Origin of the sequence: Gottschalkia purinilytica (genome assembly GCF_001190785.1) — a bacterium.
Lineage (GTDB): Bacteria > Bacillota > Clostridia > Tissierellales > Gottschalkiaceae > Gottschalkia_A > Gottschalkia_A purinilytica.
Window position 1 is genome coordinate 193,565 of sequence record NZ_LGSS01000005.1, and the last position, 17,297, is coordinate 210,861.

Consider the following 17,297-nt stretch of genomic DNA (forward strand, 5'->3'; position numbering starts at 1 on the left):
GTGAAATCAACAATGATAACTAAAGAAAATGTGGAAGAGTTATTAGAAAAGGATAATATAGTATTTATAGATGTTAGAAGTCCAAAAGAATATAAAGAAGATACAATTCCTAATGCTATAAATCTTCCAATACTGAATGATGAAGAAAGAGAAGAAATAGGATATATATATAAACAAGTAAGTCACAACAAGGCAAAAGAAAAAGGATTAAGATATGCTTCATACAAACTTGCTGATATATATTTAAAAGTTAGAGAATTAATAGATGAAGGAAAAGAAGTTGCATTATTTTGCTACAGAGGAGGCATGAGAAGCCAATCTGTAGCAACAATTCTTAATGTAATGGGGTTAAATGTATTTTTAATAGATGGTGGTTACAAAAGTTATAGAAAATATGTAGTAAATACATTAGAAAAATTTAAGGATGAGCACGAATATGTAGTTTTACATGGATATACAGGTGTAGGGAAAACAAAAATATTAGAAGAATTAAGTAAAAAAGGATACAAAGTTATAAATTTAGAGCTTCTAGCTAAAAATAGAGGATCTGTATTTGGAAGCATAGGATATGATGAAGAATCTAGCTCTCAAAAAGCTTTTGAATCATTATTGGCAAATCAATTGATAGATATAAGTAAGGCGAATGGAAAAAATGTTTTTATTGAAAGTGAAAGTAAGAGGATAGGAAAAGTTATATTACCAGATTTTTTATATAATAAAATGGCAAAAGGCATTCGTGTCTTAATTGAAACAGATATAGATAATAGAATAAAAAATATAACTGATGATTATATCAATATACCTTCAGTAGATAAAAATGAAAAAATTAAAAAATGCATATATTTATTAAAAAAGAGAATAGGACTTAAAAAAGCAGAGGAGTTAGTTAGTGAACTGGAAAATGAAAATTATGAATACGTTATAAGAGAGTTAATGATAAATTATTATGATCCTCTATATAAGTATTCTATTGATAAATTTGAACGATATGATAAAATAATTTCATATAAAAGCATTAATGAAGCAGTGGATAAACTAACTGACTTTATTAATATTCGTGACAGATGAAAGGAGTTAATATATGAGCTACAATATATCAATAGTTTCCCTAGGATGCTCTAAAAATTTAGTTGATTCAGAATTAATGATGGGTATATTAAAAGATAATAACTATAGACTTACTGAGACTTGTGAAGATGCGGATATAATAATAATAAATACGTGCGGATTTATAGATAAGGCTAAAGAAGAATCTATAGATACTATATTAGAATGTGCCCAATACAAAAAAACAGGAAGGTGTAAGGTTCTTATAGTATCAGGATGTTTAAGTGAAAGGTATCAAGAAGAATTGTTAAAAGAGTTACCGGAAGTAGATGGAATAGTAGGAACAGGAAATATAAATAAAATAGTTGAAATTATAGAAGAGACTTTAGAAGGGAATAGAGTAATCAAGATAGGGAATATAGATGTAGATTATGATGAAGATACTGTAAGAATTTCTTCTACATCCACAAGCTATAGTTCTTATATAAAAATAGCAGAAGGATGTGACAATCTTTGTACTTACTGTATAATTCCCAAACTTAGAGGGAAATATAGAAGCAGAAAAATGGAGTCTATAATTAAAGAAGCTAAAGCTTTGGCTGATAACGGTACCAAGGAAATAATACTAATAGCTCAAGATACAACAAAATATGGAGAAGATATATATGGCGATTATAAGCTTCCTGAATTATTAAACGAGCTTAATAAAATAGATGGTATAGAATGGATAAGAATATTATATTTGTATCCTGATACCTTTACTGATGAACTTATAGAAAGTATAAGAGACAATTCAAAAGTTGTAAAGTATGTAGATATTCCTATACAGCATATAAATAATATGGTGTTAAAAAGGATGAATAGAAATACTAGTAAAGAGATGATTAGTGAATTAATAATTAAACTTAGAAAAGAAATACCTGACATTATTATAAGAACAACAATTATAGTTGGATTTCCAGGAGAAACTCAAGAGCAGTTTAATGAATTATATGACTATATAAAAAATATGAGATTTGATAGACTAGGAGTATTTACTTACTCGAAGGAAGAGGGAACACCAGCAGCACTTCTAACACCTCAGGTGGATGAAAATTTAAAAATAGAAAGACAAGAAAAGCTTATGAAGCTACAACAACAAATCTCAATAGAAAAAAATCAGAACAAAGTTCGAAAAGTCTTCAAATCACTGATAGAAGAGAAAATAGAGGATTCTGTATACTTAGGAAGAACTTATATGGATAGTCCTGAAATAGATGGACTTATATATGTTAATAGTGATAAAGAATTAAGAATAGGTTCTTTTGTTGATGTAGAAGTAAGAGACTACTTGGAATACGATTTGATAGGAGATGTTTTGGATGAACTTAGCAAATAAGTTAACTATTGGTAGGATTTTTTTGATTCCAATTTTCATGTTTTTTTTACTAGTTAACATACCTTATGGAGATTATATAGCGGTAGGAATTTTCATATTAGCTGCTACTACTGATAGCTTAGATGGATATATAGCACGAAGTAGAAATCAAGTAACTAAATTTGGTAAATTTATGGATCCCTTAGCAGATAAATTATTAGTGTCAGCTGCCCTTATATCTCTTGTTGAAATGAATAAATTGTCTTCCTGGGTAGTTGTTGTTATAATTGCTAGAGAGTTTGCTATAACAGGACTTAGAGTTATTGCTGCCTCTGAAGGAATTACTATAGCAGCAAGTTGGTGGGGAAAGTTTAAAACAATTACTCAAATAGTTGCTATAGTATCATTACTATTAGATAATTTTCCATTTTCGATGATAAATTTTCCGTTTGATAAGATAGCTATAGCACTTGCACTAATATTTACAATTGTATCAGGAGTAGATTATATATATAAAAATAAAGAAGTTTTCCTTTCTGGCAATAAGTAATTCTTTAAATATTTAAAGGAGGATTTATGAAAGCAGAAATTATAAGCGTTGGAACAGAACTTTCTTCTGGAGATACTCTGAATACTAATTCTAAATATATTTCAAATAAATTGATGGAATTAGGAATAAGTGTAAATAGACATATAACGGTAAGTGATGATAAGGATATTTTAAGAGAAACTATATTAAATTCTATAGAAAATAGTGATATTTTAATATGTACAGGTGGATTAGGTCCTACACATGATGATATTACCAAAGAAATGTTCGGGGAAGTCTTAAAGAAAGAATTAGTTTTTGATGAAAATATCTTTAATAATATAGAAAGCTATTTCAAAAAAAGAAATATATGTATGGCTGAGAATAATAAAAAACAAGCATTTATATTAGAGGAAAGTAAGCCTTTGAAAAATGAAATAGGAACGGCACCTGGATTATATATTGAGTATATTAATAAGAAAATAATATTACTTCCAGGGCCTCCTAATGAAATGGAAAGAATGTTTGAAAATCAAGTTATTCCTATTTTAGAATATTTGTCACCAGATAAGATAACTTCTACAACTTTAAGAATCATTGGGATAGTTGAAGCAACGGTTGAAAATTTAATAGAAGATGTAATTAAAAGTTATAAGGATTATCTTGAAATAGCTACATATGCTAAAGATGGAATAGTTGATATAAAAGTTACATCAAAGAATAAAAATAGGGATTATAGTAATAAGTACATTGAAGAAGCTACTAAGAAAATAACAGATATATTAAAAGATGATATATATACTTTTGATGAAAGAAGTATAGAAGAGGTTGTTTTTGATATGCTAGTAAATAAGAATCTAAAGATAGGTTTTTGTGAATCTTGTACTGGAGGACTTATATCATCTAGGTTAACTAAGGTATCAGGAGCTTCTAAGGTATTAGAAAGATCGATAATTACATATAGCAATAATTCTAAGATACAAGAACTTTGCGTAAATGAGGAGACAATATCTTCATTTGGAGCAGTAAGTAAAGAAACTGCAAAAGAGATGGCAAGAGGATTACTAAAAAAATGTGAAAGTATAGATATAGCAATATCAGTGACTGGAATAGCTGGTCCTACTGGTGGAACTAAAGAAAAGCCGGTAGGACTAGTTTATATATGTTTAGCACATAAAGATGACTATATAGTTAAAGAAAATTTTCTTATAGGGGATAGACAAAGTATACAGAATAAATCTTCAAACATAGCTTTTAACTTATTAAGAAAATACCTATTAAACCTGATATAACTATTGTAAATCTGATTAAAATTATATTTGACTATATTTAAAAATTGGTTTATAATACCTATATGGAACAAATGTTCGAACAATTAAAGAAGGTGGTGATTCCCAGTATAACTGGGGGGAGTATGATAGAAAAAAAGAAAGCTTTGGAAATGGCCATTGGTCAAATTGAAAAACAATTTGGAAAAGGATCAATAATGACACTAGGAGAAGACTCTAAGTTAAATGTTGAAGCAATTTCTACTGGAGCTTTAGAATTAGATATAGCTTTGGGTATAGGGGGACTTCCACGTGGTAGAATAGTAGAGATATATGGTCCAGAATCTTCAGGTAAAACTACAGTTGCGTTACACGCTATAGCTGAGACACAGAAGATAGGTGGTACAGCAGCATTTATAGATGCTGAACATGCTCTTGATCCTGCTTATGCCAAAAATTTAGGAGTTGATACAGAAAATTTAATAGTATCTCAACCAGATACAGGAGAACAGGCTCTTGAAATTGCAGAAGCTTTAGTTAGAAGTGGTGCAGTTGATATAATAATCGTAGACTCGGTTGCAGCATTAGTTCCAAAAGCAGAAATAGAAGGAGAAATGGGAGATAGTCATATTGGTCTTCAAGCAAGACTTATGTCACAAGCTTTAAGAAAACTAGCAGGAGCTATTAAAAAATCTAATACGTTGGCAATATTTATTAACCAATTAAGAGAAAAAGTTGGAGTAATGTTTGGAAATCCAGAAACTACTACAGGTGGTAGAGCTCTTAAGTTCTATGCATCAGTAAGACTTGATGTTAGAAGAATAGAATCATTGAAACAAGGTGATGAGGTTATTGGTAGTAGAACTAGAGTCAAAGTAGTTAAAAACAAGGTAGCACCACCATTTAAACAAGCTGAATTTGATATTATGTACGGAACAGGGATATCTAGAGAAGGTAATGTGTTAGATGTTGGAGTTGAATCAGATATCATAAATAAATCTGGATCATGGTATAATTATGAAACTCACAGATTAGGTCAAGGTAGAGAAAATGCTAAGGAGTTTTTAAGAGAAAACGTTGATATAGCAAAAGAAATCGAAACTAAAATAAGAGAAAAATTTGAACTAAAAGAATCTGCAACAGATATTAATACAGAATCTAAGAAAAACGATACTTTAAAGGAAGAAAATAAAAAAGATGATTCAAAAAAAGAAAACTAGCTATTGCAAGCTAGTTTTTTGTTTGTAAAAAAAATCATTATAAAATTAATATATACATATTAACCATTATTTTCTTAAGTGTTCCAAAAGAACTTGACATCTAAAATAAAAAGTAATACAATTAAATCGGGTGGAAATATATAGATATAATTAATATTGCCACAATTATACAGTTCTACAAAAAGATATGTAGAATTTCATAGACCGACTCTTAGATTGCTCGGTTTATATTTTTATTAGCTATTTTAAAGTTAAAAACTTTGACTTGGAAATAAGATAACGAATCTTGAAAACTTAATATGGGGAGGTGCTTTATTATTTCAACTGCAGGTATAATTGCAATAACTATAATCGGTATAATAGTCGGTATTTTAGCTGGTTTTTATATAAGAAAGATAATTGGAGAAGGCAAGATAAATAATGCAGAATCAGTTGCAGCTAAAATTATTGATGATGCCAAAAAAGAAAATGAAACAATGAAAAAAGAAATGCTTCTTGAAGCTAAAGAAGAAATTCATAAGATGAGAAACGAAATAGAAAGAGAAAATAAAGAGCGAAGACTAGAATTTCAAAAGCAGGAACGAAGATTGGTTCATAAAGAAGAAACTATTGATAGAAAAAGTGAATCTATAGAAAGAAAAGAAGAAGTTTTATCTAAGAAGATAAAAGATTTAGAAGAAAGAGAAGTTTCAATTAATGAACTATACCAAAAGCAAGTTGAAGAACTAGAGAAAATTTCAGGACTTACTTCTGATGAAGCAAGAGAGATATTACTTAATGATATCAAGAAAGAAATTTCTCAAGAATCAGCTATGATGATAAAAGAAATAGAAACTAAAGCAAAAGAGGAAGCTGAGAAGAAAGCAAGAGAAGTAATCGCTTATGCTATTCAAAAATGCGCTGCAGATCATGTTGCTGAAACTACTGTAACAGTTGTTTCACTACCTAATGACGAAATGAAAGGTAGAATAATCGGTAGAGAGGGAAGAAATATAAGAACTCTTGAAACGTTAACTGGGATAGATTTGATCATAGATGATACTCCAGAAGCGGTTATTCTTTCAGGATTTGATCCAATAAGAAGAGAAGTTGCGAGAATAGCTCTAGAAAAACTTATAGTAGATGGTAGAATACATCCAGCTAGAATAGAAGAGATGGTTGATAAAGCTAGGAAAGAAGTAGAGAATTATATAAGAGAACAAGGGGAACAAGCCGCGTTTGAAACAGGTATTCATGGACTTCATAGTGAATTAATAAGATTATTAGGAAGGCTTACTTTTAGAACAAGCTATGGTCAAAACATATTAAAGCACTCTATAGAGGTTTCTCATTTAGCAGGATTAATGGCAGCTGAAATAGGAGCTGATATAAAGATAGCTAAGAGAGCTGGTCTTTTACATGATTTAGGAAAAGCTGTAGATCATGAAGTAGAAGGTCCTCACGTTGCTATAGGAGTAGATTTAGCTAGAAGATATAGAGAATCTAAAGAAGTTATACATGCGATAGAGGCTCATCATGGTGATGTAGAGCCAGAAACTATAGAAGCAATTTTAGTCCAAGCAGCAGATGCTATATCAGCAGCTAGACCAGGAGCTAGAAGAGAAACATTAGAAGCATATATTAAAAGATTAGAAAAGCTTGAAGAGATAGCAAACTCATTTGATGGAATAGAAAAGTCATTTGCTATACAGGCTGGTAGAGAAGTTCGTATAATGGTTAAACCAGAGTCTGTTAATGATGATCAGATTGTTCATACTGCTAGGGAAATCGTTAAGAGAATTGAAGATGAATTGGAGTACCCTGGTCAGATAAAAGTAAATGTAATAAGAGAAACGAGAGCTATTGAATATGCAAAATAACAGAGAAGACATAATTAATTTGTCTTCTCTTTTTTAATATAAATAATTATAGATAGAAAATTTCATTTCTATAGTAAATATAGGAAAATTATTAAAAATATTTCAATTTAGAAGAGGATTTCTTTGTTATTTGTAGAATATTAAAATACATATATAAAAATATATATAAATATATACAATTATTAAAGGGGGCTTTTTTCAATGGATGTATTAAAAGTATCAGCAAAATCAAATCCAAATTCTGTTGCAGGAGCATTAGCTGGAGTATTAAGAGAAAAAGGTGCTGCAGAAATTCAAGCAATAGGCGCAGGTGCTCTAAATCAAGCAGTTAAAGCAGTAGCTATTGCTAGAGGTTTTGTAGCTCCTAGTGGTGTTGACTTAATTTGCATACCGGCTTTTACAGACATCGAGATTGATGGTGAAGAGAGAACTGCTATAAAGTTAATAGTAGAGCCTAGATAGACTCAATTAAGAGAAAAAAACCTGCCGTTTTATTGTGCAGGTTTTTTTATTTATAAAATTTAAAACATATTTGATTTTATCATAAATGATAACAATATCTAATATATAGAAAATAAAAAATATAGCATAATATATCATATAATCTATTTTAGAAAAATAGATTCATGTGTTAAAATATAAATACAACTATAGAGAGGTGATGTTAATATGCCTAATGCAGACTTACATATACATACTACAGCTTCAGATGGTATGTTAGAACCTAGTGAAGTTGTAGACTGGGGAGTTAAAAAGAAATTAAGAGCTATTGCGATAACAGACCATGATACTGTTGAAGGAATAGAAAGAGCTATAGAAAGAGCAAAGTTATATGATATTATAGTAATTCCAGGTATTGAAATGAGTTGCTTATTTAAGGATGAAGAAGTTCATATATTAGGATACTTTATAGATTATAAATCTTCTAAACTATTAAAACTTACAAATACATTGAAAGAGTCTAGGTTAAATAGAGGGATTAAGATTGTAGAAAAGTTAAAGAGTGAGGGCATAGATATCTCAATAAAAGAAGTAAAAGATGTATCTGAAGGAGACTTGATAGGACGACCTCATATAGCTAGAGTACTTATAAATAAGGGATTAGTTGAAAGTGTAGAAGAAGCTTTTAATAAATATTTAGGAAAAGGGTGCCCTGGATATGTAGAGAGATATAAGATATCTGTTAAAGAAAGTGTTGATCTTATACATTCTATAGGTGGAGCAGCTGTACTTGCACATCCTGGGCTGTTAAAAAATAGTGAGTATATAGATGAAATAATAAAATTTGGGATAGATGGAGTAGAAGTTATACACTCCACACATTCACAAGAACAAAAATATAATTTCATGAAATTAGCCGATAAACTTAATTTAATACAAACAGCAGGATCAGATTGTCATGGGTATATGGTTGATGGAAAACCTATTTTAGGAGATTTTTGTATTGGTTTTAAACAAGTAGAGTTGTTAAAACAAAAGGCAGAATCATATAGATAAAATACAAAGGAGTATTAATATGACAACGTATAAAAATGAAAGAAATAGGCAATTCCCTACTAAAATAAGCACGACCTCTTTTGTTAAACTTTATATATTACATCTTTTAAAAGAAAAAAGCTATTATGGAAATGAGATTATAGAAGAAATAAGATCTAGATTACACAACAAATGGGAGCCAAGTCCGGGTATGATATATCCTTTACTAAGGGAGCTTGAAGAAAATAACTATATTAGTGGATGGTGGCAAGAACCAGATAAGAGATCTATTAGACACTATAGATTAACAGATACAGGATATGAGCACTATCAAAGAATAAAATTAATGTATAAATCTAACTTTGAAGATTCTATGACTATAATAAAAAACACATTATCTGATATTTATAATATATAGAGGAAGAACACTAATTTTGATATTTATATAAACTTTATGATTGGGGGACTATTAAATGAGTTTTAATCTATCAAAAAAAGCAATAAGTATATCACCATCTGTTACTTTAGAAATAACAGCTAAGGCTCAAGAACTTAAGAGTAAGGGGATAGATATTATAGGATTTGGGGCAGGAGAACCTGACTTTAATACTCCTGATAATATACAAAATGTAGGGATAAAAGCCATAAAAGAAGGAAAAACAAGATATACAGCAACATCTGGAATACCTGAACTTAAAAAAGCTATATGTAATAAACTAAAAGTTGAGAATGGACTAGAATATGAGCCAGAGAATATATTAGTTTCAAGTGGAGCTAAGCATTCTATTTTTAATGCTTTTTATGCTATATTAAATCCAGGAGATGAGGTAATAATACCTGTACCTTATTGGGTAAGCTATCCGGAGTTTGTAAAACTTTCAGATGGCGTACCTGTTTATGTAGAAACTAAAGAAGAAAACAACTTTAAGTATGATATAAAGGAACTAGAAAAGGCTATTACAAAGAAGACTAAAGCTATAATACTAAATAGCCCTAGTAATCCAACAGGGACTGTATATACTAAAGAGGAATTAGAAAGTATAGCTGATTTAGCAGTTAGAAATAATATATTTATTATTTCTGATGAAATATATGAAAAACTAATTTATGATAACGAAAATCACATAAGCATAGCTTCATTAAACGAAGAGATTAAAGATCTTACGATAGTAATAAATGGTATGTCTAAAGCATATGCAATGACAGGGTGGAGAATAGGATATGCTGCTGCACATAAGGATATAGTAAAAGTAATGACTAACTTACAAAGTCATATGACATCAAACCCTACTTCAATATCTCAATATGCAAGTGTAGAAGCTTTAGAGGGAGATCAAGAAGTAATAGGAGAAATGAAAAAGCATTTTGAAGAAAGAAGAAATTTTATGGTAGATAAAATAAATTCAATAAAATATTTATCATGTAAGAATCCTAAAGGGGCTTTCTATATAATGGCCAATATATCTCAAGTAAAAGGAAAAACTATAAAAGGTAGATTAATAAATGATTCTCTAGATTTTACTAAATTGTTACTAGAAGAAGCTAATGTAGCAATAGTTCCTGGGATTGCATTTGGAGCAGATGACTTTATAAGACTATCATATGCCACTTCTATAGATAATATAAAGGAAGGATTAGAAAGAATAGAGCGTATTTTGGAATAGATACTATAATATATTGGAAGGAGTAACTTATAAATATATGAACGATACTTATGAGAATCCATTGATAACAAGATACTCGAGCAAAGAAATGGCTAGACTATTTTCTTCAGATTCAAAATTTGGAACTTGGAGAGAACTTTGGATAGCTCTAGCAGAAGGCGAAAAAGAATTAGGATTAAATATAACGGAAGAACAAATAGATGAAATGAAATTATACAAGGATAATATAAATTATGATATAGCTTCTCAAAAGGAAAGAGAATTTAGACATGATGTTATGGCTCATATACACGCTTACGGAGTACAATGTCCTAAAGCTATGCCTATAATTCATTTGGGAGCAACTAGTGCATATGTTCAAGACAATACTGATATTATATTAATGAAAAAAGCTCTTGAAATTTTAGAGAAAAAGTTAGTAAATTTTATGGATAAAATGTCTCGCTTCGCTATAAAGTATAAAGATTTACCTACACTGGGTTTTACTCATTTTCAACCGGCACAATTAACTACAGTTGGTAAAAGAGCTACCTTATGGCTACATGATTTATATATGGATTATGAAAACTTAGAATATACTAAATCTAATATAAAATTAAGAGGAGTTAAAGGTACAACAGGTACTCAAGCAAGCTTTTTAAATTTATTTGACGGAGACCATGAAAAAGTAAAACAATTAGATAAAATTGTGTCTAAGAAAATGGGGTTTGATAAAACATATCCAGTTACTGGTCAAACATATCCCAGAAAGCTAGATTCAGATGTTTTACATGTATTAAGTAGTATAGCTCAAACTCTTCATAAGATAACTAATGATATAAGATTACTTCAACATCTTAAGGAAATAGAAGAGCCTTTTGAAAAAAATCAAATAGGATCATCTGCAATGGCATATAAAAGGAATCCAATGAGAAGTGAAAGAATAGCATCTTTAGCGAGATTAATAATTGCAAATAATTTAAATCCAGCTATGACAGCTTCAACTCAATGGTTTGAAAGGACACTGGATGACTCAGCAAATAGAAGAATAACTATACCACAAACATTCTTAGCATGTGATGCTATAATAGAAATTGCTATAAATGTATTTAGTGGCTTAGTAGTTTATGAAAATGTTATAAGAGAACATGTTAATAACGAACTTCCTTTTATGGCCACAGAGAATATTATAATGGAAGCTGTAAAAAAAGGTGGAGATCGTCAAGAACTACATGAGATTATTAGGCAATTATCTATGGAAGCTGGTAAAGAAGTTAAAGAAAAAGGAAAAAGAAATGATCTTATAGATAGATTACTTAATAACAGTAATTTTAACCTTAGTAAAGAAGAAATACAAAATGTATTAAAGCCAGAAAACTTTGTAGGAAGAGCTCCAGAACAAGTTGTAGAATTTATAGAAGAGTGTATAAATCCTATTTTAAGTAAATATAAAGATGTACTGGGACTAGAAATAGAGCTTAATGTGTAAAGGTAATATTTAAAGATATTTATAAAATTAATATATTTTAAGACTCCTTTGGTAATGAGAATTTTAATTTTGCTAGAGGAGTTTTTTATTGTAAATATTTATTTAATAGTATTAATTACATAAAAAATAGATTTATGGGATATATTTATCGAAAGACTTTGAGTGTATTTTTGAATTAGTAGAATATTAGAGTGAAATATAAATAAAACTATCATACAAAATGTTATCATAAATGATAAAGAGATTTCAGTAAACTAATAAATTTTAATTTTAGTATATAATAAAATTATTTGAAGTAATAAATTATATAAATATAAAAAAACTTGCTAATTCTTAGCAAGTTTTATGATTTTGTGAGATTTATTCTACTTCTACAATCCATCCTTCTGGAGCTTCTACATCTCCGAATTGAATTCCACAAAGAGTATCGTAAAGCTTTTTAGTAACAGGACCTACTTCTGTTTCACTATAAAAAACATGAAGATTATCTTTATACTTTATACCACCTATAGGAGTTATAACTGCTGCAGTTCCACAAGCTCCCGCTTCTTTAAATTCATCTAACTTATCTATATATACATCTCTTTCTTCTACTTCCATTCCTAGATACATACTTGCTATGTTCATAAGTGAAATTCTAGTTATACTGGCAAGTATAGAAGGAGACTTTGGAGTAACGAATTTATTATCTTTAGTAATACCAAAGAAGTTAGCAGAACCTACTTCTTCTATTTTAGTATGTGTCATAGGATCAAGATAAATACAGTCAGCAAATCCTTCCTCTGAAGCTACTTTATGAGGATAGAGACTAGCAGCATAGTTTCCACCTACTTTTGCAGCTCCTGTTCCAAAAGGTGCAGCTCTATCATAGTCAGAAACTAAGAAATTAACAGGTGTAACTCCCCCCTTAAAATAAGGACCTACAGGAACACAAAATACACAGAAAATATATTCAGGAGCAGGTTTTACTCCAATATTATCACCAGTGCCTATTATAAATGGTCTCAGATAAAGCGTTCCACCAGTTCCATATGGAGGCACATATTCAGAATTTGCTTTTACAACTTGTATACATGCATCTATGAACTTATCTTCTGGAATTTCTGGCATCAGTAAACGATTGCAACTTCTATTTAAACGTTTAGAATTTTGATCAGGTCTAAATAGCTGAATCTTGCCATCTTTTCTACGATAAGCTTTGAGTCCTTCAAAACATTGTTGACCATAGTGAAGTGCAGTTGAAGCTTCACTTATGGTTAGATTATTGTCTTCAACTAACTTTCCTTCATCCCATTTTCCATCTTTCCATGTTGAAATATAGCGAAGATCTGTTTTAATGTAATCAAATCCTAAGTTATCCCAATCGATATTTGCAGTTTTTGTCATAAAAATCTCTCCAGTATATAGTAAATTTTAAAGTTTAAACTAGTAAAGAGTATATTAAAAATTTTATTAGAACTAAAAATATTAAATTTAATATAAAGTATCAAAATAAAGAAATTATTTTATGTATAATTATAACACAATTAAAAATATTTATGAAGATACTTAATATTAATTACTATATACTTAAATAGTTTTAAAGGGACTTAATCAGAGTCAAATAGCTGATAAAAAAATGTATCAAAAATGTATGTTACTAGAGTAATGAAAAAAGTACGTAAAATGTTAGAAGAAAATCATTATAATAATATTAGTTTCTGATAACATACAAATGAAAAGAAAACAATCATATCTGTTTTTGATAATATCTAGAGGAAAATTATAAAAATATTTACTATATTATAAAAGATTATTATTAAGTTGTAGCTTAATAATAAATCTCCTTATGATTTACATAAGGAGATTTTCTATTTTTTATTACTAATTCAATACTAAAATTTTGGTGAATTTATTTTATATTAAACAATTTTAGTTATAGTTATAGCAGCTGAGTTAGTGTTTACTAAACCAAGAGTTAATATACCTGTAGTGAATAGTGTTAGTTGTGCCCCAGTATTAGCTTGGAATATTGCTTGACCTACGATATTTGATTCAGCGGATAATCCTACAGAAATAAATGATTGAGAACCAGGTATAACAGTTCCATTTAATCTTAACTGTATAGTAGTAAGGAGAGATACTCCTGTTCCTAAATACAGGTTATAGTCAACTTGATATACACCAGTTTCAGTTAATGTTATAATATCTCCAGTTCCATTTATGTTGATGTTAGCAGTACTAACATCAACATTCGGAAAGGTTATATTTGCCCCTAGCACACTGGCATTTACAAATTGTGATGTGTTGGCAAAGAAGCCATATCCACTTATAGGTTCAGTTGATCCAGTAGGTCCAATAGCACCTTGAGGACCAATATTACCCTGAGATCCAGTAACACCAGTAGGTCCCGTAATTCCCCTGGCACCTTGGGGACCAGTGGCCCCAGTAGCTCCAGTCAGACCAGTCGAGCCGGTAGGGCCAGTTGGACAAACACATGAACAAGCTATAGATGAAATATACGGAGAATTTCTTCCATTAACAGATGAAAATTTAGCTATAGATGAATATGTACTAGAAGATAAGTTATTATTAGATTCCCCACCTTTAATGGTTATACCAAAGTTTGGATCAGGACTATTTATCCATTCTATAACGAGATCAGTTATATTAAATTCATTATATTTTTTTAAACTTGAATTATCGAGTTTAAATTCTATTTGTGTTTCTATAAAGTTTGGAGCGTCATTCCAAGTTACAGTTAAAGCATCGAAGTTTTCTGTATTTTTGTATATAGATATAACGTTGTTTATACATTGGTATTTTACTTCTTCAACATATAAATATAAAAATATTTTTTCAAAATTGAAGGGTATTTTACTTATATCAAATTTAATTAATGTTCTATAAATGTTACGTTTATAACAATCTATATTACTCGAACCAGTAGATATAGTTTTAGAATTACCAAAATTAGTTTCGGGCTGAAAACTAGATATATATGAAGATGAACTAGCATATATAATTACATTATTTTTAAGTCTTTAAAAGATTGTCTTATAGTTATGACAATATATAATATGAGCTTTAAACAAAAGTGGAACAAGTTTTTTAAAGACATACTGTATAATAACCTAAGACACTTCGGGAGTGAGATATTTAAAAGATATACATAAGTTTGTATATGATATAAAAAATGAGGTAATATTATACGAGGTAATAGAATTATTTTAAAGATAGTAAATGAAATAATAGTTGTATATATAATATCCTAATTATTCAAGAAAAAGTCGAGCATTATAGTGTAAAAGCATATAAATTAGAATGGGTAGACAAGTTTCCACAATTTGGAAATCATTTGTTTTGCAAGTTTATTAAAGACTATATATTATAGTTATACAAAACAGATGATAGAATACAAATTTTATTGCAAAAGATATATTTTATTATATAAATATGTTGCATTACACAATTATAAAAATGTTTTAGTAAATTCAGGAAACAAAATATGTAAAAAGTATACATTATAAAGATATTTAGAATTGACTTTTATAAAGATCTAAACTGTAATATTGAAGACATTATTACTTGCATAAAATACAAGACTTTAAAATAGAATTTTATCTTAATAAAAATTTTTGACAATATAAAGGCTGTCGATTATCGACAGCCTTTATATCAATTATACAATTGTTAATCCTGCGCTTGCATATCCTTCTACAGTGTTGATTAGTGATGCTCCTGTAGCAGTAATATAGAATACTAACAACAAGCGAGTTTCTTCGGTTACAGGGATATTTAATCCCCTAAGAATACCATTAGAAATGGTACCAGTTGCTACAACACCTGTTAAGCTTGGTGAAAGTGTTATATTTGTGCCAGCAACAGGTGTGAATGTGTTATCTGGTGTAGACGAAGAATAAAGCTGAGCATTAATTGTTACAGTAGATCCAACAAGTGATAGTGGTGCAGTCGTACTAAAATACGCAGCTATAGAAGTTATTACACCATCTCTAGGTGCTGAGAATGCAAAGTTAATTGATGTTGCTGAGGACCCTGTAAGGTCAATAGAAGAACCTAAATCAGCAAGCCCTTGAGCAGAACTTCCGAAACCTATAAAGGCTGGCAGACCTGCTAATCCTCCGTCAATAGATGTTAATGAAACTGGTGAACTAGATGCAAATGGAATAATAGCTCCATTTCCAGCAGCACCAGTTGGGCCAGTCGGACCTGTTGGACCAATGTCACCAGTAGCACCAGTTGGACCTGTTGGACCAATGTCACCAGTAGCACCAGTTGGACCTGTTGGACCAGTGTCGCCAGTAGCACCAGTTGGACCTATATCACCAGTAGCTCCAGTTGGACCAGTCGGACCAGTGTCGCCAGTAGCTCCAGTTGGGCCAGTCGGACCTGTTGGACCAATGTCACCAGTAGCTCCAGTTGGACCTGTTGGACCAGTGTCGCCAGTTGGGCCAGTTGGACCAATGTCACCAGTAGCACCAGTTGGACCTGTTGGGCCAATGTCACCAGTAGCACCAGTTGGGCCAGTCGGACCTGTTGGGCCAATGTCACCAGTAGCACCAGTTGGGCCAGTCGGACCTATATCACCAGTAGCTCCAGTTGGACCAGTCGGACCAATGTCACCAGTAGCTCCAGTTAGACCAGTCGGACCAATGTCACCAGTAGCTCCAGTTAGACCAGTCGGTCCAGTTGGACCAGCAGGGCCAGTAGAACCAGTCGGTCCAGTAGCACCTGTTATACCAGTTGGACCAGTTGGACCAGTTGGACCAGTAGCTCCAGTAGCTCCAGTCGGACCAGTAGCACCAGTTAGACCAGTCGGTCCAGTTGGACCAGTAGCTCCAGTAGCTCCAGTAGAGCCAGTAGCACCAGTTAGACCAGTGGATCCGGTTGGACCAGTAGCTCCAGTACGGCCAGTAGCTCCAGTTATACCAGTGGCTCCGGTAGCACCAGTAGATCCAGTGGCTCCAGTTAGACCAGTGGCACCAGTGGTACCAGTTGGGCCAGTAGCTCCAGTCGGACCAGTAGCACCAGTTAGACCAGTAGCACCAGTTGGACCAGTCGGACCAGTACCACCAGTTAGACCAGTAGAACCAGTAGCACCAGTTATACCAGCCGGGCCAGTAGAACCAGTAGCACCAGTTATACCAGTGGCTCCGGTAGCACCAGTCGGACCAGTCGGACCAGTAGCACCGGTTAGACCAGTGGCACCAGTAGCACCAGTCGGACCAGTAGCACCGGTTGGACCAGTCGGTCCAGTTGGACCAGTCGGACCGGTTGGACCGGTCGGACCAACTTGAGCTATAATAACCTGGTCAGTTAGATCGGTTATATTTTTATCACTCAAATTGATTCACTCCTAATTTTTTACTATTTGATGTGTCCTAGATATAAGACAAACATGATATAAAT

The 17,297-nt window shown here is 31.3% G+C and carries 14 protein-coding genes; 11 read left to right on the forward strand and 3 right to left on the reverse strand.

From position 1 onward, the window contains the following. The first annotated feature begins 12 nt into the window (after positions 1–12). The 11 genes from mnmH (at position 13) to purB (ending at position 11,888) form a co-directional block, all read left to right on the forward strand. Positions 13–1,068, forward strand: coding sequence for a tRNA 2-selenouridine(34) synthase MnmH (gene mnmH / locus CLPU_RS07145; protein ID WP_050354970.1), 1,056 nt, complete (start codon positions 13–15; stop codon positions 1,066–1,068). 13 nt (positions 1,069–1,081) lie between these two features. Next, the gene (gene rimO / locus CLPU_RS07150) at positions 1,082–2,425 is read left to right on the forward strand and encodes a 30S ribosomal protein S12 methylthiotransferase RimO (RefSeq protein ID WP_050354971.1); all 1,344 of its coding nucleotides are present in this window, start codon (positions 1,082–1,084) and stop codon (positions 2,423–2,425) included. Beyond that, positions 2,409–2,954 carry a CDP-diacylglycerol--glycerol-3-phosphate 3-phosphatidyltransferase gene (gene pgsA, locus CLPU_RS07155; RefSeq protein WP_050354972.1) on the forward strand — a complete coding sequence of 182 codons (546 nt, stop codon included), beginning with the start codon at positions 2,409–2,411 and terminating at the stop codon, positions 2,952–2,954. The genes rimO and pgsA overlap by 17 nt, the downstream gene beginning before the upstream one ends. Before the next feature lie 26 nt (positions 2,955–2,980). After that, entirely contained in the window at positions 2,981–4,225 is a 1,245-nt protein-coding gene (locus CLPU_RS07160; RefSeq protein WP_050354973.1) for a competence/damage-inducible protein A, read from the forward strand. A 122-nt stretch (positions 4,226–4,347) separates the two neighbouring features. Then, positions 4,348–5,421, forward strand: coding sequence for a recombinase RecA (recA, locus tag CLPU_RS07165; RefSeq protein ID WP_050354974.1), 1,074 nt, complete (start codon positions 4,348–4,350; stop codon positions 5,419–5,421). A 317-nt stretch (positions 5,422–5,738) separates the two neighbouring features. Next, positions 5,739–7,280: a ribonuclease Y gene (gene rny, locus CLPU_RS07170; RefSeq protein ID WP_200898522.1), complete on the forward strand. Its 1,542-nt coding sequence runs from the start codon at positions 5,739–5,741 to the stop codon at positions 7,278–7,280. Positions 7,281–7,481: 201 nt separating this feature from the next. Then, complete coding sequence (gene spoVS, locus CLPU_RS07175) at positions 7,482–7,742, forward strand: stage V sporulation protein SpoVS (protein ID WP_050354976.1); 261 nt, start codon at positions 7,482–7,484, stop codon at positions 7,740–7,742. A gap of 207 nt (positions 7,743–7,949) precedes the next feature. Further along, positions 7,950–8,777, forward strand: a complete 828-nt coding sequence (locus CLPU_RS07180; RefSeq protein ID WP_050354977.1) for a PHP domain-containing protein — start codon at positions 7,950–7,952, stop codon at positions 8,775–8,777. Positions 8,778–8,796: 19 nt separating this feature from the next. Then, positions 8,797–9,174, forward strand: a complete 378-nt coding sequence (locus CLPU_RS07185; protein ID WP_050354978.1) for a PadR family transcriptional regulator — start codon at positions 8,797–8,799, stop codon at positions 9,172–9,174. Between the two features lie 55 nt (positions 9,175–9,229). Then, complete coding sequence (locus CLPU_RS07190; protein WP_050354979.1) at positions 9,230–10,420, forward strand: pyridoxal phosphate-dependent aminotransferase; 1,191 nt, start codon at positions 9,230–9,232, stop codon at positions 10,418–10,420. A 37-nt stretch (positions 10,421–10,457) separates the two neighbouring features. Continuing rightward, on the forward strand, positions 10,458–11,888 hold the full coding sequence (gene purB / locus CLPU_RS07195) for an adenylosuccinate lyase (protein ID WP_050354980.1): 1,431 nt from the start codon (positions 10,458–10,460) through the stop codon (positions 11,886–11,888). 360 nt (positions 11,889–12,248) lie between these two features. Here purB and CLPU_RS07200 read toward each other — a convergent pair whose 3' ends face one another. The 3 genes from CLPU_RS07200 to CLPU_RS07215 all read right to left on the reverse strand — a co-directional run bounded on the left by CLPU_RS07200 (position 12,249) and on the right by CLPU_RS07215 (position 17,232). After that, positions 12,249–13,274, reverse strand: coding sequence for a branched-chain amino acid aminotransferase (locus tag CLPU_RS07200; protein ID WP_050354981.1), 1,026 nt, complete (start codon positions 13,272–13,274; stop codon positions 12,249–12,251). Between the two features lie 515 nt (positions 13,275–13,789). Further along, positions 13,790–14,893: a DNRLRE domain-containing protein gene (locus CLPU_RS18215; RefSeq protein WP_082154132.1), complete on the reverse strand. Its 1,104-nt coding sequence runs from the start codon at positions 14,891–14,893 to the stop codon at positions 13,790–13,792. A gap of 656 nt (positions 14,894–15,549) precedes the next feature. After that, positions 15,550–17,232, reverse strand: a complete 1,683-nt coding sequence (locus tag CLPU_RS07215) for an exosporium glycoprotein BclB-related protein (RefSeq protein WP_235436124.1) — start codon at positions 17,230–17,232, stop codon at positions 15,550–15,552. Positions 17,233–17,297: the final 65 nt, after the last annotated feature.

What these genes read in the sequence shown, in the direction of transcription:
- mnmH (WP_050354970.1), top strand. Translation starts at nt 13, where the DNA reads ATGATAACTAAAGAAAATGTGGAAGAGTTATTAGAAAAGGATAATATA.
- rimO (WP_050354971.1), top strand. Translation starts at nt 1,082, where the DNA reads ATGAGCTACAATATATCAATAGTTTCCCTAGGATGCTCTAAAAATTTA.
- pgsA (WP_050354972.1), top strand. Translation starts at nt 2,409, where the DNA reads ATGAACTTAGCAAATAAGTTAACTATTGGTAGGATTTTTTTGATTCCA.
- CLPU_RS07160 (WP_050354973.1), top strand. Translation starts at nt 2,981, where the DNA reads ATGAAAGCAGAAATTATAAGCGTTGGAACAGAACTTTCTTCTGGAGAT.
- recA (WP_050354974.1), top strand. Translation starts at nt 4,348, where the DNA reads ATGATAGAAAAAAAGAAAGCTTTGGAAATGGCCATTGGTCAAATTGAA.
- spoVS (WP_050354976.1), top strand. Translation starts at nt 7,482, where the DNA reads ATGGATGTATTAAAAGTATCAGCAAAATCAAATCCAAATTCTGTTGCA.
- CLPU_RS07180 (WP_050354977.1), top strand. Translation starts at nt 7,950, where the DNA reads ATGCCTAATGCAGACTTACATATACATACTACAGCTTCAGATGGTATG.
- CLPU_RS07185 (WP_050354978.1), top strand. Translation starts at nt 8,797, where the DNA reads ATGACAACGTATAAAAATGAAAGAAATAGGCAATTCCCTACTAAAATA.
- CLPU_RS07190 (WP_050354979.1), top strand. Translation starts at nt 9,230, where the DNA reads ATGAGTTTTAATCTATCAAAAAAAGCAATAAGTATATCACCATCTGTT.
- purB (WP_050354980.1), top strand. Translation starts at nt 10,458, where the DNA reads ATGAACGATACTTATGAGAATCCATTGATAACAAGATACTCGAGCAAA.
- CLPU_RS07200 (WP_050354981.1), bottom strand. Translation starts at nt 13,274, where the DNA reads ATGACAAAAACTGCAAATATCGATTGGGATAACTTAGGATTTGATTAC.